The organism is Kitasatospora sp. NPDC018619 (assembly GCF_044391605.1).
Lineage (GTDB): Bacteria > Actinomycetota > Actinomycetes > Streptomycetales > Streptomycetaceae > Kitasatospora.
Genome location: NZ_JBISAI010000003.1, coordinates 83,739 through 104,361 on the forward strand (window position 1 = coordinate 83,739; position 20,623 = coordinate 104,361).

At 73.6% G+C, this 20,623-nt stretch carries 19 protein-coding genes; 4 read left to right on the plus strand and 15 right to left on the minus strand.

Annotated features, from left to right (window positions below):
• Positions 1-181 precede the first annotated feature (181 nt).
• The 6 genes from ACH5AR_RS05330 to ACH5AR_RS05355 all read right to left on the minus strand — a co-directional run bounded on the left by ACH5AR_RS05330 (position 182) and on the right by ACH5AR_RS05355 (position 7,444).
• A complete protein-coding gene (locus ACH5AR_RS05330; protein WP_359821142.1) occupies positions 182-2,701 on the minus strand; it encodes an ATP-dependent Clp protease ATP-binding subunit in 2,520 nt (839 codons plus the stop codon).
• Between the two features lie 668 nt (positions 2,702-3,369).
• On the minus strand, positions 3,370-3,723 hold the full coding sequence (locus ACH5AR_RS05335) for an Lsr2 family protein (RefSeq protein ID WP_355249976.1): 354 nt from the start codon (positions 3,721-3,723) through the stop codon (positions 3,370-3,372).
• 91 nt (positions 3,724-3,814) lie between these two features.
• A complete protein-coding gene (locus tag ACH5AR_RS05340; RefSeq protein WP_396300054.1) occupies positions 3,815-4,351 on the minus strand; it encodes an amino-acid N-acetyltransferase in 537 nt (178 codons plus the stop codon).
• Positions 4,352-4,361: 10 nt separating this feature from the next.
• The gene (locus ACH5AR_RS05345) at positions 4,362-4,799 is read right to left on the minus strand and encodes a BlaI/MecI/CopY family transcriptional regulator (protein ID WP_396300055.1); all 438 of its coding nucleotides are present in this window, start codon (positions 4,797-4,799) and stop codon (positions 4,362-4,364) included.
• 253 nt (positions 4,800-5,052) lie between these two features.
• Positions 5,053-6,609 (minus strand): bifunctional lysylphosphatidylglycerol synthetase/lysine--tRNA ligase LysX, encoded by a 1,557-nt coding sequence (gene lysX / locus ACH5AR_RS05350; RefSeq protein WP_396300056.1) that lies wholly within the window; start codon positions 6,607-6,609, stop codon positions 5,053-5,055.
• Between the two features lie 97 nt (positions 6,610-6,706).
• A complete protein-coding gene (locus tag ACH5AR_RS05355) occupies positions 6,707-7,444 on the minus strand; it encodes a hypothetical protein (RefSeq protein WP_396300057.1) in 738 nt (245 codons plus the stop codon).
• Positions 7,445-7,607: 163 nt separating this feature from the next.
• Between ACH5AR_RS05355 and ACH5AR_RS05360 the strand changes: the two genes are divergently transcribed.
• Together ACH5AR_RS05360 and ACH5AR_RS05365 are read left to right on the plus strand one after the other, a co-directional pair.
• A complete protein-coding gene (locus ACH5AR_RS05360; protein WP_396300058.1) occupies positions 7,608-8,162 on the plus strand; it encodes a SigE family RNA polymerase sigma factor in 555 nt (184 codons plus the stop codon).
• 59 nt (positions 8,163-8,221) lie between these two features.
• Positions 8,222-9,121, plus strand: a complete 900-nt coding sequence (locus ACH5AR_RS05365) for a hypothetical protein (RefSeq protein ID WP_396300059.1) — start codon at positions 8,222-8,224, stop codon at positions 9,119-9,121.
• Positions 9,122-9,128: 7 nt separating this feature from the next.
• Here ACH5AR_RS05365 and ACH5AR_RS05370 read toward each other — a convergent pair whose 3' ends face one another.
• The 8 genes from ACH5AR_RS05370 to ACH5AR_RS05405 form a co-directional block, all read right to left on the minus strand.
• A complete protein-coding gene (locus ACH5AR_RS05370) occupies positions 9,129-9,917 on the minus strand; it encodes a type III pantothenate kinase (RefSeq protein WP_396300060.1) in 789 nt (262 codons plus the stop codon).
• A gap of 47 nt (positions 9,918-9,964) precedes the next feature.
• Positions 9,965-10,933 carry a carboxylating nicotinate-nucleotide diphosphorylase gene (gene nadC / locus ACH5AR_RS05375; protein ID WP_396300061.1) on the minus strand — a complete coding sequence of 323 codons (969 nt, stop codon included), beginning with the start codon at positions 10,931-10,933 and terminating at the stop codon, positions 9,965-9,967.
• A gap of 4 nt (positions 10,934-10,937) precedes the next feature.
• The gene (locus tag ACH5AR_RS05380) at positions 10,938-12,611 is read right to left on the minus strand and encodes an L-aspartate oxidase (RefSeq protein ID WP_396300062.1); all 1,674 of its coding nucleotides are present in this window, start codon (positions 12,609-12,611) and stop codon (positions 10,938-10,940) included.
• Positions 12,612-12,626: 15 nt separating this feature from the next.
• The gene (panD, locus tag ACH5AR_RS05385) at positions 12,627-13,076 is read right to left on the minus strand and encodes an aspartate 1-decarboxylase (RefSeq protein ID WP_396300063.1); all 450 of its coding nucleotides are present in this window, start codon (positions 13,074-13,076) and stop codon (positions 12,627-12,629) included.
• A gap of 53 nt (positions 13,077-13,129) precedes the next feature.
• Positions 13,130-14,035 (minus strand): pantoate--beta-alanine ligase, encoded by a 906-nt coding sequence (panC, locus tag ACH5AR_RS05390; protein WP_396300064.1) that lies wholly within the window; start codon positions 14,033-14,035, stop codon positions 13,130-13,132.
• A complete protein-coding gene (locus ACH5AR_RS05395; RefSeq protein ID WP_396300065.1) occupies positions 14,036-14,983 on the minus strand; it encodes a Rossmann-like and DUF2520 domain-containing protein in 948 nt (315 codons plus the stop codon).
• A 75-nt stretch (positions 14,984-15,058) separates the two neighbouring features.
• A complete protein-coding gene (locus ACH5AR_RS05400) occupies positions 15,059-15,748 on the minus strand; it encodes a response regulator (RefSeq protein WP_396300066.1) in 690 nt (229 codons plus the stop codon).
• 77 nt (positions 15,749-15,825) lie between these two features.
• Positions 15,826-17,022 carry a sensor histidine kinase gene (locus tag ACH5AR_RS05405; RefSeq protein ID WP_396300359.1) on the minus strand — a complete coding sequence of 399 codons (1,197 nt, stop codon included), beginning with the start codon at positions 17,020-17,022 and terminating at the stop codon, positions 15,826-15,828.
• Positions 17,023-17,187: 165 nt separating this feature from the next.
• On the opposite strand from ACH5AR_RS05405, the gene ACH5AR_RS05410 reads away from it, so the two are divergent.
• Positions 17,188-18,204, plus strand: coding sequence for an SAM-dependent methyltransferase (locus tag ACH5AR_RS05410; protein WP_396300067.1), 1,017 nt, complete (start codon positions 17,188-17,190; stop codon positions 18,202-18,204).
• Positions 18,201-19,370 carry an NADH-quinone oxidoreductase subunit D gene (locus ACH5AR_RS05415; protein ID WP_396300068.1) on the plus strand — a complete coding sequence of 390 codons (1,170 nt, stop codon included), beginning with the start codon at positions 18,201-18,203 and terminating at the stop codon, positions 19,368-19,370. Before ACH5AR_RS05410 ends, ACH5AR_RS05415 begins: the two co-directional genes overlap by 4 nt.
• Positions 19,371-19,413: 43 nt before the next feature.
• Here ACH5AR_RS05415 and ACH5AR_RS05420 read toward each other — a convergent pair whose 3' ends face one another.
• Positions 19,414-20,310, minus strand: a complete 897-nt coding sequence (locus ACH5AR_RS05420; RefSeq protein WP_396300069.1) for a hypothetical protein — start codon at positions 20,308-20,310, stop codon at positions 19,414-19,416.
• Positions 20,311-20,623: the final 313 nt, after the last annotated feature.

Consider the following 20,623-nt stretch of genomic DNA (forward strand, 5'->3'; position numbering starts at 1 on the left):
CGTGTGTCAACCGTATGTTCGTTAAAGCTCACTGAGAAACCGAGCGCACCCGTACCAGCCAGCAGGGGAGCCCGCCCCTCCGGTTCGGCCCCGGACCCGGGCCGCGGGGGCGGGACGCACCGAGCCCCCGGCGCGGACGCCGGGGGCTCGGTGGCTGTGAAGTTGTCTGTTAAAAGTTGGTCTACTTCGTCAGGTCCGGACCGGACGAGGCGACCGCGGCCGGGGTGTCCGCGACGGCCGACTTCTCCTCGCCGCGGAAGGTGAACTTGGCGTCCTTGCCCTCGCCCTCGACGTCGACGACGACGATGTGGCCGGCCCGCAGCTCGCCGAAGAGGATCTTCTCGGAGAGGTGGTCCTCGATGTCGCGCTGGATGGTGCGGCGCAGCGGACGGGCGCCCAGGATCGGGTCGTAGCCGCGCTTGGCCAGCAGCTTCTTGGCCTCGACGCTGAGCTCCAGGCCCATGTCCTTGTCCTTGAGCCGCTCGTCCACCTTGTCGATCATGAGGTCGACGATCTGGATGATGTCGTCCTCGGACAGCTGGTGGAACACCACGATGTCGTCGACACGGTTCAGGAACTCGGGGCGGAAGTGCTGCTTGAGCTCCTCGCCGACCTTCGCCTTCATCCGCTCGTACCCGGTCTGGGTGTCGCCCGCGGCCGCGAAGCCGAGGTTGAAGCCCTTGGAGATGTCCCGGGTGCCGAGGTTGGTCGTCATGATGATGACGGTGTTCTTGAAGTCGACCACGCGGCCCTGGGAGTCGGTCAGGCGACCGTCCTCCAGGATCTGCAGCAGCGAGTTGAAGATGTCCGGGTGGGCCTTCTCGACCTCGTCGAAGAGGACGACGGAGAACGGCTTGCGGCGGACCTTCTCGGTCAGCTGGCCGCCCTCCTCGTAGCCCACGTAGCCGGGCGGGGAGCCGAACAGCCGGGAGACGGTGTGCTTCTCGGAGAACTCGGACATGTCGAGCGCGATCAGCGCGTCCTCGTCGCCGAACAGGAACTCCGCCAGCGTCTTGGACAGCTCGGTCTTACCGACGCCGGACGGGCCGGCGAAGATGAACGAACCGCCGGGGCGCTTCGGGTCCTTGAGGCCCGCACGGGTGCGCCGGATGGCCTGGGAGAGCGCCTTGATGGCGTCCTTCTGGCCGATGACGCGCTTGTGCAGCTCGTCCTCCATGCGCAGCAGGCGGGACGTCTCCTCCTCGGTCAGCTTGAAGACCGGGATGCCGGTGGCGGTGGCCAGGACCTCGGCGATGAGCTCCTCGTTGACCTCCGCGACGACGTCCATGTCGCCGGCCTTCCACTCCTTCTCGCGCTTGGCCTTGGCCTGCAGGAGCTGCTTCTCGTCGTCGCGCAGGGACGCGGCCTTCTCGAAGTCCTGCGCGTCGATCGCGCTCTCCTTCTCGCGGCGCACGTCGGCGATCTTCTCGTCGAACTCGCGCAGGTCCGGCGGCGCGGTCATCCGGCGGATGCGCATCCGGGAGCCGGCCTCGTCGATCAGGTCGATCGCCTTGTCCGGCAGGAAGCGGTCCGAGATGTACCGGTCGGCCAGGGTGGCGGCGGCGACCAGGGCGGAGTCCGTGATGGAGACCCGGTGGTGGGCCTCGTAGCGGTCCCGCAGGCCCTTGAGGATCTCGATGGTGTGCGGCAGCGACGGCTCGGCGACCTGGATCGGCTGGAAGCGGCGCTCCAGCGCGGCGTCCTTCTCCAAGTGCTTGCGGTACTCGTCCAGGGTGGTGGCACCGATGGTCTGCAGCTCGCCGCGGGCCAGCATCGGCTTGAGGATGCTGGCGGCGTCGATGGCGCCCTCGGCGGCGCCCGCGCCGACCAGGGTGTGCAGCTCGTCGATGAACAGGATGATGTCGCCGCGGGTGCGGATCTCCTTGAGCACCTTCTTCAGGCGCTCCTCGAAGTCACCGCGGTAGCGCGAGCCGGCCACCAGGGCGCCCAGGTCCAGCGTGTAGAGCTGCTTGTCCTTGAGCGTCTCCGGGACCTCGCCCTTGACGATCGCCTGGGCCAGGCCCTCGACCACGGCCGTCTTGCCGACGCCGGGCTCACCGATCAGCACCGGGTTGTTCTTGGTGCGGCGGGACAGCACCTGCATGACCCGCTCGATCTCCTTCTCGCGCCCGATGACCGGGTCGAGCTTGGCCTCGCGGGCGGCCTGGGTGAGGTTGCGGCCGAACTGGTCCAGGACCAGCGAGGTCGACGGGGTGCCCTCGGCGGGCCCGCCGGCCGTGGCCGACTCCTTGCCGCCGCCGGTCTGGTAGCCGGAGAGCAGCTGGATGACCTGCTGGCGCACCCGGTTGAGGTCGGCGCCCAGCTTCACCAGGACCTGGGCGGCGACGCCCTCGCCCTCGCGGATCAGGCCGAGCAGGATGTGCTCGGTGCCGATGTAGTTGTGGCCGAGCTGGAGGGCCTCGCGGAGCGACAGCTCCAGGACCTTCTTCGCCCGGGGGGTGAAGGGAATGTGGCCGGACGGGGCCTGCTGGCCCTGGCCGATGATCTCCTCGACCTGCTGGCGAACGGCCTCAAGAGAAATCCCGAGGCTCTCCAGGGCCTTGGCGGCGACGCCCTCGCCCTCGTGGATCAGACCCAGGAGGATGTGCTCGGTGCCGATGTAGTTGTGGTTGAGCATCCGGGCTTCTTCCTGAGCCAGGACGACAACCCGCCGCGCGCGGTCGGTGAACCTCTCGAACATCGTTTATCGCTCCTCAGAGCGGTCGGGCAGTTCGGGGTCCGTCCCCGCCCTGTCCTTCCGCATGCTAGTCCCGCTCAGCGGCGCGGCCCACGGATTCACTCCCCGGTAGAGGAGCGAGATGCTGCGCGACCAGCCGACACCAATCCCAACCTGGTGTTGGCAAACGGTGTTCCCACAGCTGGGCCGGATGCACCGGATTCCGCTACGCCATCGGCGAACACGAGCCGCCGGGGGCGCGGCCGGAACCGTCCGGCCGGTCGCGCTTGCTGCCCCTGGACGGGCCGAAGAACCCGTCCACCTGCATTCATACCCGGTATCGGGGCGGTTCTCGCGCAGTTTCCGCGGTGGCGGTGTTCGCCTGGCGAGAAGTCGCGCCGCTGCGACGGGGGTTCGACGGCGGCCGGGGGCCCGGGTGGGCCGGGCCGGTGGTGTCCGCGTTGCCGCTCCGTCCTTACAGCGTCGCACGGCCGCGGGTTGTTCCGCCGCCCGGGCGCCGGCTCCGGGCCGGGCTCCGCGGACGCCTCCGGCCCGGGGCCGCCCGGCTCCCGGGCGGGCACGCGCCGCGGGGCGCGGAGGAGATCCTCCGCACCCCGTGCGTGTGGTGGTGGCGCCGCCCTTGACCGCCGGGGCCCCGCACCCGCTCCGGCGGGCTCGCGGCGCCGCCGCGATCAGGACGCGTTGGCCTTCTCGTACGCCTCGCGCACGTTGCTCGGAACGCGGCCGCGGTCGTTGACCTCCAAGCCCTGCTCCTTGGCCCACGCGCGGATCTTGGCGGTGTCGGGCGCACCGCCGCCGGCCGGCCGCGCCGCACCGCCGCGGCCCGGGCGGCGGGCACCGGCGAGCCGGCCGCTCTGCTTGCGGCCCTTCTCCACATACGGCGCCAGCAGGCCGCGGAGCTTGTCCGCGTTGGCGCTCTTCAGGTCGATCTCGTAGGCAACGCCGTCGAGCGCGAACGTCACCGTCTCGTCCGCCGAACCGCCGTCGAGATCGTCTTCAAGAATGACCTGCACCCTCTGTGCCACGGGCTTCCCTTTCCGCTAAACGACCCATTGCCTAAGGAAAGGAAAGCGCCTTTCTCCGGAAAACACAAACCCTTGACCCGGGTGGAGCGCCTCAGAGGTGCAGCAGCATGCGCGAGTTGCCCAGTGTGTTGGGCTTCACCCGCTCGAGGTCGAGGAACTCGGCGACGCCTTCATCGTACGAGCGGAGGAGTTCTTCATAGACATCCGTAGCGATCGCCGCCGGGTCTGTCGTACCATCATCGGTTTCCTGGAGCTCGCCGATCTCGACGAAACCGTGTTTCGCGAAGAACGCCACCTCGAACGTCAGGCAGAAAATCCGACGGACGCCCAGCCAGCGCGCCGTCTGCACCAGCTTCTCCAGCAGCAGGTGCCCGATCCCCGTCCCGCGGACCACCGGGTCCACCGCCAGGGTGCGGACCTCGGCCAGGTCCTCCCACATGACGTGCAGCGCGCCGCAGGCCACCACCGTGCCGTCGTCGTCGCGTTCCGCGACCCAGAACTCCTGGACGGATTCGAACAGTGTGACTGTGGGCTTGTCCAGCAGAATGCCGTCGCGCGAGTAGGTGTCGATGAGCCTGCGCACTGCCCGCACGTCCGTGGTCCGCGCCCGGCGGATGGTGACCTCCATGGTCGGGACGTTATCGCGCCGCTCCCGGTTCCGTCCCACCGGTATCGGGTCCGTCCGCCCCGGAATCCGCGCCGCCCGGATCGGACGGGAACAGAGCGGCCACCCGCAAGGCGTCCCGCAGGGCTTCGCGTTGCTCGGGGGACATCAGGCCGAAGAAGTGCACCAGGGCCGCCGCCGGATTGTCGCTGGTGGCCCAGGCGTCGTTCATCAGGGCCGCCGTGTACGCCTCACGGGAGGAGACCGGCTCATATCGATAGGCCCGGCCGACCCGGTCGCGGCGCAGCCAGCCCTTTCTGTGGAGCTTGTCCAGGACGGTCATCACCGTGGTGTACGCGATTTCGCGTTCCGACCGCAGATCCAGGAGAACCTCGCGAACCGTGACCGGTCGGTTCCACTGCCACACCCGGGTCATGATGGCGTTCTCAAGTTCGCCGAGTTGCCGGACCATAGTGCGGCCAGGATAGGGAGTGAATGGGGCAAATCTTGTGAAGTGCGCCAAACCGGCGCGCCGCCACCCCCGGGAATCGGGAATGGCGGCGCGGCGTCGTTCGGTGCGGCTGACGGCCTCGGGCGCGGATCAGTCGACGTCTTCCTTGGCCCGCTGGGCCCCGCCCTGGCTGCGGATGATGGCCCGCACCAGGAACCCGAAGCCGATCGCCATGACCAGCGGCGGCACGATCGCGCTGACGTAGTCCATCAGGTCACTCCTCCTCGGTCTTCTCCGCCGTCGCGGCGGATGCCTTGGGCTCCGGCTTCACCAGCGGGAAGAGCACCGTCTCCCGGATGTTCTTGCCGGTCAGCAGCATGATCAGGCGGTCCACGCCGAGGCCGAGGCCACCGGTCGGGGGCATCGCGTACTCCAGGGCGCGCAGGAAGTCCTCGTCCACCTGCATCGCCTCGACGTCGCCGCCGGCCGCCAGCAGCGACTGGGCGGTCAGGCGGGCGCGCTGCTCGACCGGGTCGACCAGCTCGGAGTAGGCGGTGCCGATCTCCGTCCCGAAGATCACCAGGTCCCACTTCTCGGCCACGCCCGGCTGCGAGCGGTGCTGGCGGGTCAGCGGGGAGACCTCGGTCGGGTAGTCCTTGATGAAGGTCGGCCGGACGGCGTTCTCCTCCAGCAGGCGCTCGACCATCTCCAGCACGATCTGGCCGTGGCCCCACTCCTTCTCGAACGGGATGCCGTGCTCGGCGGCCAGCTTGCGCAGCTCCTCGACGCCGGTCTCCGGGGTGACCTCGACGCCCAGGCGGGCGGAGATGCCCGGGTAGACGGAGACCTCCTCCCACGGCTCGGCGAGGTCGATCTCGTGCTCGACGCCGTGCGCGTCCACGCCCCTGATCACGGTGGTGCCCAGGGCGTCGCGGGCCGCGTTGACGATCGTCTCGCGGATCAGCTCGGCCTGGGTGCCGTAGTCGCCGTACGCCTCGTACGACTCCAGCGAGGTGAACTCCGGGTTGTGGGTGGAGTCCGCGCCCTCGTTGCGGAAGTTGCGGTTGATCTCGAAGACCTTCTCGGCGCCGCCGACCACCAGCCGCTTGAGGTACAGCTCGGGGGCGATGCGCATGTAGAGGTCGATGTCGTACGCGTTGATGTGGGTCTTGAACGGACGCGCGTTGGCGCCGCCGTGCACCGGCTGGAGCATCGGCGTCTCGACCTCGATGTAGCCGCGGTCCTCGTAGGTGCGGCGGATCGAGCGGACGACCTTGCTGCGCAGGTGCAGGATCTCGCGGGCCTCGGGGTTGACGATCAGGTCCACGTAGCGCTGGCGGACCCGGGCCTCCGGGTCGGTCAGGCCCTTGTGCTTGTCCGGCAGCGGGCGCAGGCACTTGGCGGTGAGCTCCCAGCGGTCGACCATCACGGACAGCTCGCCGCGCTTGGAGGTGATCACCTCGCCCTCGACGCCGACCTGGTCGCCGAGGTCGATGTCGGCCTTCCAGGCCGCCAGCCGCTCGGCGCCCAGCTTGTCCAGCGAGAACATCACCTGGAGGTCGCCGGTGCCGTCGCGCAGGGTGGCGAAGCAGAGCTTGCCGCCGGTGCGGGAGAGGATCACGCGGCCGGTGACGCCGGCCCGCTCGCCGGTCGCGGTGTCCGGTTCGAGGTCGGGGTGCTTGGCGCGCAGGTCGGCGATGGTGGTGGTGCGGGGGAATCCGACCGGGTACGGGTCGACGCCGGCCGCCCGGAGCCGGTCCAGCTTCTCGCGCCGGACGCGCATCTGCTCGGGAAGGTCGTCGGTCGCGGGAACAAGGCTCTGATCGCTCACCCCACAAGGGTAGCCAGCCGTACGCGGTGCTCCGCGCCGGGATTGCCGCGGGGGAGGCCGCGGCGGCGGCCTCCCCCGGATCGGGCGCGCGGACGGCTCACCCGGTGCCGGTGGCGAGCTCGACCTCCTCGCCGTCCTGCCCGGCCGGCGGGGCGGGGTGGGCGGGGGGCTTGGGACGGCGGCCGAACAGCTCGGCGGGCGTGGGCATCCGGTGCGGACGGGGCGGGGTCTGCGCGGCGGCGGGCTGCTCCGGGCGGGACTCGGTGCTGCTCATGGTGGTCCGTCCTCCTACGGGGGTGGGGTGACTGTTCGGCGGTGCGGCGGGGCTCGGTACGGCCACCAGGTGGCGGGGCTGTCCGGAGTGGAGGGCGAGCCGCTCGCGGACGGCGGCCTCGGCCAGCGCGTGGCAGCGCCCGGCCAGCCGGGAGCGGCGGGCCCGCTCGCCCTGGCCGCAGGGCTGGCGGCTCAGCCCGCGCAGGGCGGTGAGGTCCTCGGGCCCGGGCAGGTACCCGTCGGAGACCGCCTCCTCCAGCCGTTCCAGGTAGCCGGGGGCGCTGCCGGGCAGGGCGGAGCGGTAGCGCCCGAGGTCGGCGAGCAGGAAGGCGCGCAGCCGGCCGCCCTCCTGGACGGCCTCGTCGATCGCCTCGGTCAGGCGCAGGGCGTCCTGGACGTCCTCCGCCCAGAGCTCGGCGCCCGGCCCGGCGAGGGCCGGCCGCTCGGGCGTCCGGTGGACGGGGACGGCGGGGTGCAGGGCTTGGGCGAGGGCGCGGCGCAGCACGCGGACTTCGTCGGCGCTGAAGGCCATGCCGCCGCGCGATCCGTGTGGCGTAGGCATGGACTGACACTACGTGACGAATATCCGATTTGTCGGTAACGTCGCGCCGAACGCCCCGCGTTCGCTCCGGCGGAGAAGCCGTTCGCCGTCCCCTGTAACGCCGCCCGGGGTGCACCCGGTCATTCCGGGTGTCAGGGCAGAGCGAGCGAGGGGGCCGGGCAGGATGCGACCGGACGGTCAGGAGAGGGCGGCCCGCGGCGGGCGCCGGGACGAGGACTTCCAGGCCTTCGCGGCCGCCCGGGCCGGAGCGCTGTACCGGTCGGCCTGCCTGCTCACCGGCGGGGACACCCACCTCGCCGAGGACCTGGTGCAGGAGGCCCTCGGGCGGATCTACGCCCAGTGGCACCGCACCTCCTGGTTCGGCGGCGGGCGCCGGATCGACAATCCGGCCGGCTACGCGCACACCGTGCTGGTGCGGGTCTTCCTCTCGCACCGCAGCCGCCGCTCCAGCGGCGAGCGGCCGATCGGGACGGTGCCGGACGGCGCGGCCCCGCAGGGCGACCCGGAGCTGCGGCTGGCCCTGATGGACGCGCTCGGCCGGCTCGCGCCGCGCGACCGGGCGGTGCTGGTGCTCCGCTACTGGGAGGACCGCAGCGTCGAGGAGACCGCCGTCGTCCTGCACAGCACCCCGGGTGCCGTCCGGACGCAGTCCCACCGCGCGCTCGGCCGGATCCGCGCGGTGCTCGGCAGCAGCCTGGACGAGCCGGCCGGGCGCTGAGCCGGCCCGTCGCGCGCGCCCGCGTCACGTCAACCCACTTGTAGAGAGGCTGGTTCACCATGTCCGCAGAGCACGACGGGCCCGACGAGCGGTTCGAGCGGGCCTTCAGCGAAGCCCTCGGCCGGGCCGCCGGCGGGTACGACGCCGACGCCGTCCGGCTGGTCGACACCGGCTGGTCGTACGGCCGCCGACTGCGCCGCAGGCGGTGGGCCGGAGCCGTCGGGGGCGCCGCCGCGCTGGCCCTGGCGGGGGTGGGCGTGGCCGCCGTCGGCGGCCCGCCGCCCTGGTCGGCCGCGGCGCGGGGCGGCCCGGCGTCCTCCGGCGTGACGGCGGGCCCGCCGGTCTCCGGTGCGGAGTTCCAGCGGATGCTCGTCGAACTGCTCCCGCCGGGGGCGGTGACGGTGGGCGAGGCGCGGGGGACGGAGAGCGGCGTCCCGCAGCTGCGGCTGGTCCTGGACGACGGGCACGGAGCGGCCCAGTACCTGTTCTGGATCATGCGCGACGGCACCCGGTCCGGCTGCCCGGGCCCGGTTCCGGGCGACACCTGCAGCGAGGCCGACCTGCCGGACGGCGGGCACCTGACCCTCTACCAGGCCGGGACGCGCCCGGGCGAGCCGGACGGCTCCAGGACGTGGTCCGCCACGCTGACCGGCCCGGGCTACGAGCTGATGCTCCAGGAGTGGAACCGCAAACCGCTGGAGCAGGGCACGCCGGTCACGCGCGCCGACCCGCCGCTGACGCCGGACCAGCTCGCCGCGGTGGTGAAGGACCCGCGCTGGCAGAAGGTCGTGGCGGCCCTCCCGGAGCACCCGGTCGGGCCCACCGCGCCCGTCGGGCCGGAGGCCAAGCCCGACGGGCCGGGGCCGATGCCCTCCGCGCCGAGCGTCGCCCCGGGCGACGGGCGGCCACGGTCCGACGGCCAGGCCACCGGGCCGGCCCTCCCGCGGGCCGGGGGCTGAGCGCCGCTCAGCTCGCGGGGCGGTTGCGCTCGTACACCAGGCGCAGCCCGATGAGGGTCAGCCAGGGCTCGTGCTCGTCGATGGTGGAGGCCTCGCCCAGGACGAGCGGGGCCAGGCCGCCGGTGGCGATCACCTGGACGTCGTCCGGGTCCTTGGCGAGCTCCCGGGCCATCCGCTCCACCAGGCCGTCGACCTGGCCGGCGAAGCCGTAGAGGATGCCGGACTGCATGCCCTCGACGGTGTTCTTGCCGATCACGTTGCGCGGGCGGGCCAGCTCGATCTTGCGCAGCTGGGCGCCGCGGACGCCGAGCGCCTCGACCGAGATCTCGATGCCGGGGGCGATCGCGCCGCCGACGTAGTCGCCGCGCGCGTTGACGGCGTCGAAGGTGGTCGCGGTGCCGAAGTCGACCACGATGCACGGGCCGCCGTAGAGGTGGTTGGCGGCCAGCGCGTTGACGATCCGGTCGGCGCCGACCTCCTTGGGGTTGTCCATCAGGACGTGCACCCCGGTCTTCACGCCGGGCTCCACGATCACCGCGGGGACGTCGCCGTAGTAGCGGCGGGTCACCTCGCGGAGCTCGTGGAGCACGGCGGGGACGGACGAGCAGATCGCCAGGCCCTCCACCGCGGCCTCCCGGACAGCGGTGTGGCTGCCCATCAGCCCTTGCAGCAGCACCGCCAGTTCGTCGGCCGTGCGGCGCGGATCGGTGGAGATCCGCCAGTGTTCCACCACGTCCTCGCCGTCGAACAGGCCGAGCGTGGTCTGGGTGTTGCCGACGTCGATGGTGAGGAGCACGGGGACGCTTTCTGCGAGTCGGGACAGGGCCGGGCGGGGCCTGGCGGTCAGGCGCGCAGGTCCAGGCCGATGTCCAGGACCGGCGAGGAGTGGGTGAGCGCGCCCACGGCCAGGTAGTCGACACCAGTCTGGGCGACCTCGCGCGCGCTGGCCAGGGTCAGTCCGCCGGAGGCCTCCAGCTTCGCCCGCCCGGCCACCAGCGCGACGGCCTCCTTCAGCTGTCCGACGGTGAAGTTGTCCAGCAGGATCAGGTCCGCCCCGGCCTCCAGCACCGGCGGGATCTGCTCCAGGGTGTCCACCTCGACCTCGACCGGCAGCTCCGGGTACGCGGCCCGGACGGCCCGGAAGGCCTCGGCCACGCCGCCCGCGGCGACCACGTGGTTGTCCTTCACCAGGGCGGCGTCCGAGAGCGCCATCCGGTGGTTGGCGCCGCCGCCGCAGCGGACCGCGAACTTCTCCAGGGCGCGCAGGCCCGGGGTGGTCTTGCGGGTGTCCCGGACGACCGCGCCGGTGCCCTCCAGGGCGTCCGCCCAGGCGCGGGTCGCGGTGGCGATGCCGGACAGGTGGCAGAGCAGGTTGAGCGCGCTGCGCTCGGCGGTCAGCAGGTCGCGGGTGCGCGAGCGCACCGACAGCAGCACCTGGCCGGCCACCACCCGGGCGCCGTCCTCGACGTGTCGCTCGACCTCGAACTCCTCCTCGCAGACCAGCGAGACGACCGCCTCGGCGATCCGCAGCCCGGCCACCACGCCGGCCTGGCGGGCGGTGAAGTCGGCGGTGGCGACGGCCTCGGCGGGCACGGTGGCCACCGAGGTGACGTCCTCGCCGCCGGCCAGGTCCTCGGCCAGCGCCAGGGTGGCGATGTCCTCGACCTCGATCGGGTCCAGCCCGGCCGCCTCCAGCAGCTCGGCCAGCTGCGGGTCCAGGCCGGTCTCGTAGCCCTCGCCGTCCCCGCAGGCGCAGCCGGCGCCGCAGCCGCCCTGGTCGGCCAGCGGGAGTTCCTCGTGCGCGTGGGTCATGGTTCTACTGCTCCTCGGGGGTGCTGACGGGGTCGCCGGAGGCGGCGAGGGTGGTGATCAGGTGGCGCCGCCAGTGGGCGTCGTCGCGCTCGGGGAAGTCCTCGCGCCAGTGGCAGCCGCGGGTCTCCTCGCGCTGCGCGGCGGCCGCGACCAGCGCGGTGGCGACCAGCAGCAGGTTGGCGGCCTCCCAGGTCTCCACCCGGGGGTCGGCCGGCTTCTCCTCGGCGGCGTGGCAGCGGGCCTGCCCGGCGAGCAGGGCCAGCCCGGCCGCGGCGTCGGCCATCGAGGCGGCCGAGCGCAGCACGCCCGCGCCGCGCGACATCAGCCGCTGGATCTCGGCGCGCGCCTCGGAGGGCGGCAGCGGGACGGCGTGCGCGGCCTGCGCGGCGGCGACGTCCACGGTGCGTTCGGGCAGCTCGCCGGCCGCGTGCCGCCCGGCCAGGTCGGCGGCGATCCGCTCGGCGAAGACCAGGCCCTCCAGCAGCGAGTTGGAGGCCAGCCGGTTGGCGCCGTGCACCCCGGTGCAGGCGACCTCGCCGCAGGCGTACAGGCCCGGGACGCAGGTGCGGCCGTGCCGGTCGGTGCGGACGCCGCCGGAGGCGTGGTGCGCGGCCGGGGCGACCGGGATCGGCTCGGTGACCGGGTCGATGCCGTGAGCGCGGCAGGAGGCCAGGATGGTGGGGAAGCGGTGCTCCCACATCTCGGCGCCGAAGTGCCGCCCGTCCAGGTACATGTGGTCGGTGCCCTGCTCCTGCATGCGCCGGGTGATCGCCTTGGCGACGATGTCGCGCGGCGCGAGCTCGGCCAGCTCGTGCTGCCCGACCATGAAGCGCACGCCGTCCGCGTCCACCAGGTGGGCGCCCTCGCCGCGCACGGCCTCGGAGACCAGCGGCTGCTGGCCCTCGGCCTGCGCGCCGAGCCAGAGCACGGTCGGGTGGAACTGGACGAACTCCAGGTCGGCGGCGGCGGCGCCGGCCCGCAGGGCCAGGGCCACGCCGTCGCCGGTGGAGACGGCGGGGTTGGTGGTGGCGGAGAAGACCTGGCCCATGCCGCCGGTGGCGAGCACCACGGCGCGGGCCCGGACGGCGCCGACGCCGTCGCGCTGGCCCTCGCCCATCACGTGCAGGGTCAGCCCGGCGGCGTGGCCACCGGCGTCGGTCAGCAGGTCGAGGACGAGGGCGTGCTCGATCAGCTCGATGCCGGGGTCGTCCCGGACGGCGGCGACCAGGGCGCGGGAGACCTCCGCGCCGGTGGCGTCCCCGCCCGCGTGCACGATCCGGTTGCGGTGGTGGCCGCCCTCGCGGGTGAGCAGGATCTCGCCGTCCGCGCCGCGGTCGAAGGCCGCGCCGACCGCGATCAGCCGGCGGACGGCGTCCGGGCCCTCGGTGACCAGGGTGCGGACGGCCTCCTCGTCGCAGACGCCGGCGCCGGCGACCAGGGTGTCGGCCAGGTGCTGTTCGGGGGTGTCCCCCTCGCCCAGCGCGGCGGCTATGCCGCCCTGGGCCCAGCGGGTGGAGCCCTCGTCCAGCACCGCCTTGGTGACCACCATGGCCCGCAGGCCGGCCTTGCGGACGTTGAGGGCGACGGTGAGACCGGCGATGCCGGAGCCGACCACGACCACGTCGGTGGTGGCGGTCCAGCCCGGGGCCGGGGCGGTGAGGCGGTGCGTCACGGACATGGCTCAGCGGCTCCTTCAGCGGGCGCCGGCGGTGGCCGCGCCGTTGCCGCCACGGTACGCCTCGTCCCCGCGCAGCAGACCGGTGCCCTCCTGGGCCTCGGCCGGGTCCCCGCCCAGGCCGGAGATCCGGTTCCGCTCGTCCACGAAGACGACCTTCGGCCGGTAGTCCCGCGCCTCGGCGGTGTCCATCTGCCCGTAGGCGATGAGTATGACGAGGTCGCCCGGGTGGACCAGGCGGGCGGCGGCGCCGTTGATGCCGATCACGCCGGAGCCGCGCGGGCCGGCGATGGTGTACGTCTCCAGCCGGGCGCCGTTGTTGATGTCGACGATGTGGACCAGCTCGCCGGGGAGCAGGTCGGCGGCGTCGAGCAGGTCCTCGTCCACCGTGACGGATCCCACGTAGTGCAGGTCGGCCTGGGTCACGGTGGCCCGGTGGATCTTGGACTTGAGCATGGTGCGGAGCATTGCGGGTCACGCCTCCTGTGAGTGCATGCCGGGAGAGGGGGTGGGGCGGTGGTTCAGCGGACGATGATGCGGACGTTGTCGATCAGGCGGGTCTCGCCCACCTTCGCGGCGACGGCCAGCACCGCCTCGCCCCGGAAGTCGTCCGCCGCCTCCGAGAAGTCGTGCGGGTCGATCAGGGCGAGGTAGTCCAGGGTGATGCTCTCGGCGCCCGCCAGGACGGCCGAGGCGGCCTCGCGGACGGCCTTCGGCCCCTGCGCGGCGGCGTCCCGGCCGGCGAACAGGGCCTTCGACAGGGCGAGCGCGTGCTCGCGCTCCTCCGCCGAGAGGTAGCGGTTGCGCGAGGACAGCGCCAGGCCGTCCTCCTCGCGGACGGTCGGCACGCCGACGATCTCGACGTCGAAGTCCAGGTCGGCGACCATCCGCTGGATGATCGCCAGCTGCTGGGCGTCCTTCTCGCCGAAGAAGGCGAAGTCCGGGTCGGTGATGTGCAGCAGCTTGGCGACGACGGTCAGCACGCCGTCGAAGTGGCCGGGCCGGGTGGCGCCCTCGTAGCGCTCGCCCATCGGGCCGGCCACCATGCGCACCTGCGGCTCGCCGTTCGGGTAGACCTCCTCGGCGGACGGCGCGAAGACCACGTCGGCGCCGTTCTCCTCGGCCAGCCGCACGTCGGCGTCCAGGGTGCGCGGGTAGCGCTCCAGGTCCTCGTCCGGGCCGAACTGGAGCGGGTTGACGAAGACCGTCACCGCGACCCGGCCGTCCCGGCCGACCTGCTTGCGGGCGGCGCGGATCAGGGCGGCGTGGCCCTCGTGGAGCGCGCCCATCGTCATCACGACCGCGTTGTCCACCGGCTGCTCGTCCGGCCAGAACGCGGCCTCGAAGTCGTCCACGGTGCGGGTGACGACGGCCCGGTGGACCTTCGGCGTCCGCTGGGGCCTGTTCGACTGCTTACCGCGTGCCATCTAGCGCTTCTCCTCGTTCAGTACGTCCAGCAGCGCCGCCGCCGACGTCTCGTCGATCGTCCCGTTGGCGAGCGCCCGCTGTGCGGTGGCCCGGGCCATCGCCCGGTAGGCCGCCGGGATGTCCGGGGACACCGTACTGAGCTGCGCCAGGTGGCGCCGTACGGTGCCCGCGTCGCCCCGGGCGACCGGGCCGGTGAGGGCCGCGTCGCCGGAGCGCAGGCTGTTGTCCAGCGCGGCGCCCAGCAGCGGGCCGAGCATCCGGCCGGGCTCGGCGACGCCGGCCGTGCGCAGCAGGTCCATCGCCTGGGCGACCAGGGTGACCAGGTGGTTCGCGCCGTGCGCGAGGGCGGTGTGGTACAGCGGGCGGACGTCCTCCGGCACCCACTCGGGCTCGCCGCCCATCTCCACCACCAGCGCCTCGGCGACCGGCCGCAGCTCCTCCGGGGCGGTCACGCCGAACGGGCAGCCGGCCAGCCGGGCCAGGTCCACCGAGGTGCCGCTGAAGGTCATCGCGGGGTGCAGGGCGAGCGGCAGCGCCCCGGCCCGGGTGGCGGGCTCCAGGACGGCGACGCCGTGGGCGCCGGAGGTGTGCACGACCAGCTGGCCGGGGCGGACCGCGCCGGTCGCGGCCAGCCCGGCCACCAGGTCGGCCAGCGCGTCGTCCGGGACGGTCAGCAGCACCAGGTCGGCGGCGGCCAGCACCTGCGGCGGGGTGACGATCCGCACCCCCGGCAGCAGCGCCTCGGCGCGGCGGCGGGAGGTGGCGGAGACCCCGGAGGCGGCGACCACGGTGTGCCCGGCGAGCTGGAGCGCCGCGCCCAGCGCGGGGCCCACCCGGCCGGTGCCGACCACGCCGACGGCCAGCCGGGCCGGGCGGTTGCCCGGGTCGCCGAGGTCGCCGGGGTCGCCGAAGGCGCTGTCACCGAAGGCACTGTCGTAGGAGCTCACGCGCCCACCCTGTCCTGACGCTCCGTTCCGGTCCACCCGCGGGTACCGGACGTACCGCCCCAGTGTACGGGCGGCTCAGTCGGCGGCCCCGGCCCGGATCAGCCCGGCCTCGTACGCGAGCACCACCGCCTGGACCCGGTCGCGCAGGCCCAGCTTGGCCAGGATCCGGCCGACGTGGGTCTTCACGGTGGCCTCGGAGAGCACCAGCCGGGCCGCGATCTCGCCGTTCGACAGCCCCTGGGCGACCAGCAGGAACACCTCCCGCTCGCGCTCGGTCAGCGGGCCGAGGGCGTCCGAGCCGGGCGAGCTCTGCGGGGTGGGCAGCACCTCGGCGAAGCGGTCGATCATCCGGCGGGTGGTGGTCGGCGCGACCACCGCGTCACCGCCGTGCACCGCGCGGATCGCGGCCACCAGCTCGGCCGGCGGGACGTCCTTGAGCAGGAAGCCGCTGGCGCCGGCCTTGAGCGCGGCGAAGGCGTACTCGTCCAGGTCGAAGGTGGTGAGGATGAGCACGTGGGGGGCGTCCGGCAGCGGGCTGCCGTCCTCGGCCAGGCAGATCCGGCGGGTCGCCTGCACGCCGTCCAGCCGCGGCATCCGGACGTCCATCAGGATCACGTCCACCTCGGTGCGCCGCAGCAGCTCCAGGGCCTGCGCGCCGTCGCCCGCCTCGGCGGCGATCTCGATGTCGCCCTGCGACTGGAGGATCATCCGGAAGCCGGTGCGCAGCAGTTCCTGGTCGTCGACGAGCATCACGCGGATGGTCAAGGTGGGACTCCTTGGGGAGTGGACGGCGGACGGGGGCTGGGGGGCCGCCCTGAGGCCGGCGGGCAGCCCTGAGGAGGCTAGTGGGCCGTCTTGAGCGGCAGGACGGCGCGGATCCGGAAGCCGCCGCCGGGGCGGGGGCCCACGTCGAGGCTGCCGCTGACCATGCCGACCCGCTCGCGCATGCCGATCAGGCCGTGGCCCAGGCCGTCCGCGCCGCCGGCGGCCAGGTGCTCGTCGGTGCTGCCCCGCCCGTCGTCCTCCACCAGGACGGCCAGCTCGCGCTCGCCGAAGTCCACCGCGACCTTGGCGTGCGCGTCGGGGCCGCCGTGCTTGCGGACGTTGGTGAGCGCCTCCTGGACGATCCGGTAGACGGTCAGCTCGACGCCGCGCGGCAGCTCGCGCGGCTGCCCGGAGGTGGCGTAGTCCACGTCGAGCCCGGCGTTGCGGACCTGCTCCAGCAGCTCCGGCAGCTCCTCGACGCCCGGCTGCGGCACGTACTCCTCGGCCTTGGTGTCGGCGGTGCGCAGCACGCCCAGCAGGCGGCGCATCTCGACCAGGGCCTGCCGGCCGGTGGAGGCGATCGTGCCGAGCGCCTCCTTGGCCTGCTGCGGGGAGTTGTCCAGGACGTACGCGGCGCCGTCGGCCTGGACGATCATCACCGAGACGTTGTGGGCGACCACGTCGTGCAGCTCGCGGGCGATCCGGGCCCGCTCGGCGGCGACCGCCACCTTGGACTGGGCGTCCCGCTCGCGCTCCAGCCGGGCGGCGCGGTCCTCCAGCTCGGTCAGGTAGGCGCGGCGCACCCTGGTCAGCCGGCCCCAGGCCCAGCAGAGGATGAACGGCGTGCTCATCAGCAGCGTGATCATCGCCGCCTCGCCGAAGGTGTACGGGCGGGTGTGGGCGTCGCCCGCCCGGTCCACCACCGTCTTCACCGGCTTCATCTGCCAGAACACCAGCGGCCCGGCGGCCAGGCCGGCCCCCAGGGCCAGCCGGGAGGTCCACGGCCGGCCGAAGGCGGCGCCGGTGTAGGCGAACACCAGGTAGGCGATCGAGGAGCCGCCCGGCGTCACGTCCGCGAGCACCTGGCCGACGCCGATGCCGGTGGCGGCGGCCACCGTGAGGTCGGGCAGGCGCCGCCGGAAGACCATCAGCAGCGGCAGCAGCACCGCGACGGCGATCGAGGCGTCGAAGCGCCAGCCCTCGTCGAGGTAGGTGTCGCTGGGCAGCAGGCCGAAGAGCAGCACGATCGACGCCCAGGCGGCGTCGACCACCATGGTGTGACGGCGGAGCCAGGCGTTGAGTCGATGCACGTGTCCAGCGTAGGCAGTCGCTCCGCGTGTCCAGGTCCGCCGGTAGGGCGATCCGCCCTACTCCGTAGGTCGGAGAAGCACCCGATCCGGTGGGGAGGGCCGCTCCGGAGCCGGGTAGCGTCCCGCCCCATGACGTGGATGCAGTGGGGGCCCGCCGTGGAACAGGCCCTGTACGCCCCCGGGCGGGGCTTCTACCGCAGGCCGGAGGGCCCGGCGGGGCACTTCCGCACCTCCGTGCACGCCTCGCCGAGGTTCGCCCGTGCGGTGGCCCGGCTGCTGCTGGAGGTTGACGAGGCCCTCGGTCGTCCGGAGGAGCTGGCCCTGGTCGACGTGGGGGCCGGCCGGGGCGAGCTGCTCGCGGGCGTCCTGGCCGCGCTGCCCGCTCAGGTGTCGGCGCGGCTGTGCCCGTACGGCGTGGAGGTCGCCGGGCGGCCGGACGGGCTGCCGTCCACAGCCCTGTGGACGGCGGAGCCGCCGCGCGGGGTGACCGGGCTGCTGTTCGCCAACGAGTGGCTGGACAACGTCCCGCTGGACGCCGGGGAGGTGGACGGGGACGGCGTGCTGCGCTACGTCGAGGTGGACACCGCCAGCGGCGAGCAGCGCCTCGGCGGGCCGGTCTCGGCGGCCGACGCGGCCTGGGCCGCGCGCTGGTGGCCGGTCGCGGAGCCGGGCGACCGCGTGGAGTTCGGCGGCCCCCGGGACGCGGCCTGGGCGCGGGCGGTGGCCGGGCTGGAGCGCGGACTGGCCGTCGCCGTCGACTACGGGCACACCGCCGGGCGGCGGCCGCCGTTCGGCACCTTCGCCGGGTTCCGGGACGGCCGGGAGGTGGCCCCGGTGCCGGACGGCTCCTGCGACGTCACCGCGCACGTCGCGCTGGACTCGATCGCCGTGCCCGGTCTCCACAGCCTGTGGACGACGCAGCGGGAGGCGCTGCGCGCGCTCGGGGTGAGCGGCGAGCGCCCGGCGCTCGCGCTGGCGGCCAGCGACCCGGCCGGCTACCTGCGGGCGCTGAGCGGGGCGGGGGAGGGCGCGGAGCTGACCGACCCGGGCGGGCTGGGCGCCTTCGGGTGGCTGGTGCAGGCCGTCCGCATCGCGGAACCGGTGAGCCTGGCGGCACTGCCGGGATGGCAGACTCTGGAGGCATGAGGGAGACCACGGTCGGCATCGGGGCGGGAGCCGAGAACTTCACCGGCGCGGCGGGCACCACCGACATGGTGCTCAACATCGGCCCGCAGCACCCGGCCACCCACGGCGTGCTGCGGCTGCGCATGCTGCTCGACGGCGAGCGGATCGTGAGCGCCGAGCCGGTGATCGGCTACATGCACCGGGGCGCCGAGAAGCTGTTCGAGGCCCGGGACTACCGTCAGATCATCATGCTGGCCAACCGGCACGACTGGCTCTCCGCCTTCTCCAACGAGCTCGGCGTCGTGATGGCCGTCGAGCGGATGCTCGGCATGGAGGTCCCGGAGCGGGCGGTGTGGATCCGCACCCTGCTCGCCGAGCTCAACCGGGTGCTCAACCACCTGATGTTCCTCGGCTCGTACCCGCTGGAGCTGGGCGGGATCACCCCGGTCTTCCACGCCTTCAACGGCCGCGAGGACCTCCAGCACGTGCTGGAGGAGGCCTCCGGGGGCCGGATGCACTACATGTTCAACCGGGTCGGCGGCCTCAAGGAGGACCTGCCGGCCGGCTGGCTCGGCCGGGTCCGCACCGCCGTCGCCACCGTCCGCTCCCAGCTGCCGGTCTTCGAGGACCTCGTCCTCGGCAACGAGATCTTCCGCGCCCGCACCGCCGGCGTCGGCGTCCTCACCCGGGCGCAGGCCGAGGCGTACGGCGTCAGCGGCCCGATCGCCCGGGCCAGCGGCCTCGACCTCGACCTGCGTCGCGACGAGCCGTACCTGGCGTACGGCTCCGAGGAGCTGCGGCAGGTGCTCACCGTGGTCACCCGCGAGGAGGGCGACTGCCTGGCCCGCTTCGAGTGCCTGCTGGAGCAGACCCTCAACTCGCTGGACCTCGCCGACGCCTGCCTCGACAAGCTCGCCGCGCTGCCGCCCGGGCCGGTCAACCAGCGGCTGCCCAAGGTGCTCAAGGCGCCCGAGGGCAGCACCTACGCGTGGACCGAGAACCCGCTCGGCATCAACGGCTACTACCTGGTCTCGCGCGGGGACAAGACGCCCTGGCGGCTCAAGCTGCGCTCGGCGTCGTTCAACAACGTCCAGGCGCTCACCGAGCTGCTGCCGGGGACGCTGGTCGCGGACATGGTGGCGATCCTGGGGTCGATGTTCTTCGTCGTCGGCGACATCGACAAGTAGGGGCCCTCCGGTCCCGGCCGGGCGGGCCCCGGGCCGGGTCCGGTCAGCTCCTCCTGGCCTTCCCGGCCGGGTCCGCCGGGTGCGGGGCCACCCTGCGGTCGCCCTTGGTGGCGATCCGCTCCTCGCACAGCCGGGCCAGCACCTCGTACCCCTCGCGGCCCATCAGCTCGGTGAGCTCGGGGCGGTAGCTGACGTACACCGGCTCCGCGCCCTGGTGGGCGGCCGGGGCACCGGTGCACCACCAGTGCAGGTCGTGGCCGCCCGGGCCCCAGCCGCGGCGGTCGTACTCGCCGATGGTGACCTGGAGGTAGCGGGTGTCGTCGGGGCGGTCGATCCAGTCGTAGGTGCGGCGGACGGGCAGCTGCCAGCAGACGTCCGGCTTGGTCTCCAGCGGCTCGCGGCCCTCCTTGAGCGCGAGCGCGTGCAGGGCGCAGCCGGCGCCGCCCGCGAAGCCCGGGCTGTTCACGAAGATGCAGGCGCCGCCGACCCGGCGGGTCTGCCGGTCGCCGTCCTCGTCGAGCATGGTGATGCCGCCGTCGGAGACGATCCGGCCCTTGGCGTCGGTGCCCTCGGCGAAGTTCTCCCACAGCTCGGGGGTCAGCCGGGCCGCGTGGCCCAGCACGCGCTTCTCGTCGTCCTCGTCCGAGTAGTGGGCGCCCAGCGTGCAGCAGCCGTCCGACTCGCCGCGGCCCTCGCGGATGCCGTGGCAGCCCTGGCCGAAGACGCAGGACCAGCGGGAGGTCAGCCAGGTGAGGTCGCAGCGGAAGACCTGCTCCTCGTCGGCGGGGTCGGCGAACTCGACCCAGGCGCGGGGGAAGTCGAGCGGGACCTCGTCGCGCGGGATCTCGCGGCGCAGGGTCGGCATCGCGAGGTCGACGGGGGCGGGGGAGGCCTTGGACTTCGCCTTGGCCTTCTTCTTGGACGTTTCTGCTGGTGCCACCCGGCAAGGGTAGAGCTTCCGGGGGCCGGGGCGCGGCGTCGGGACGGCGGCCGGGCCGCGGCGGGTCGGGCCGGGTCGGGGCGCGGGCCCGGCGGCAGTGCGGCGGCCGGGGGCGAAGGCGGGGCGAAGGGGGCCGTCGGGCCCTGCGGGCGGCCCCGGGGGTGTGCCGAGACGCCTGCGGGAGTGGGCCCGGTACGGGAAGTCGGCGGGGCCGGCTTCCCGCGCGCGGGCGCCGGTCGCAGTCGGCCCAGGAGGCCGGCGGGCACGGGACGTTGAAGGGGCCGGCTCCTCGGACCGGCAGGGCGGGCCGAGA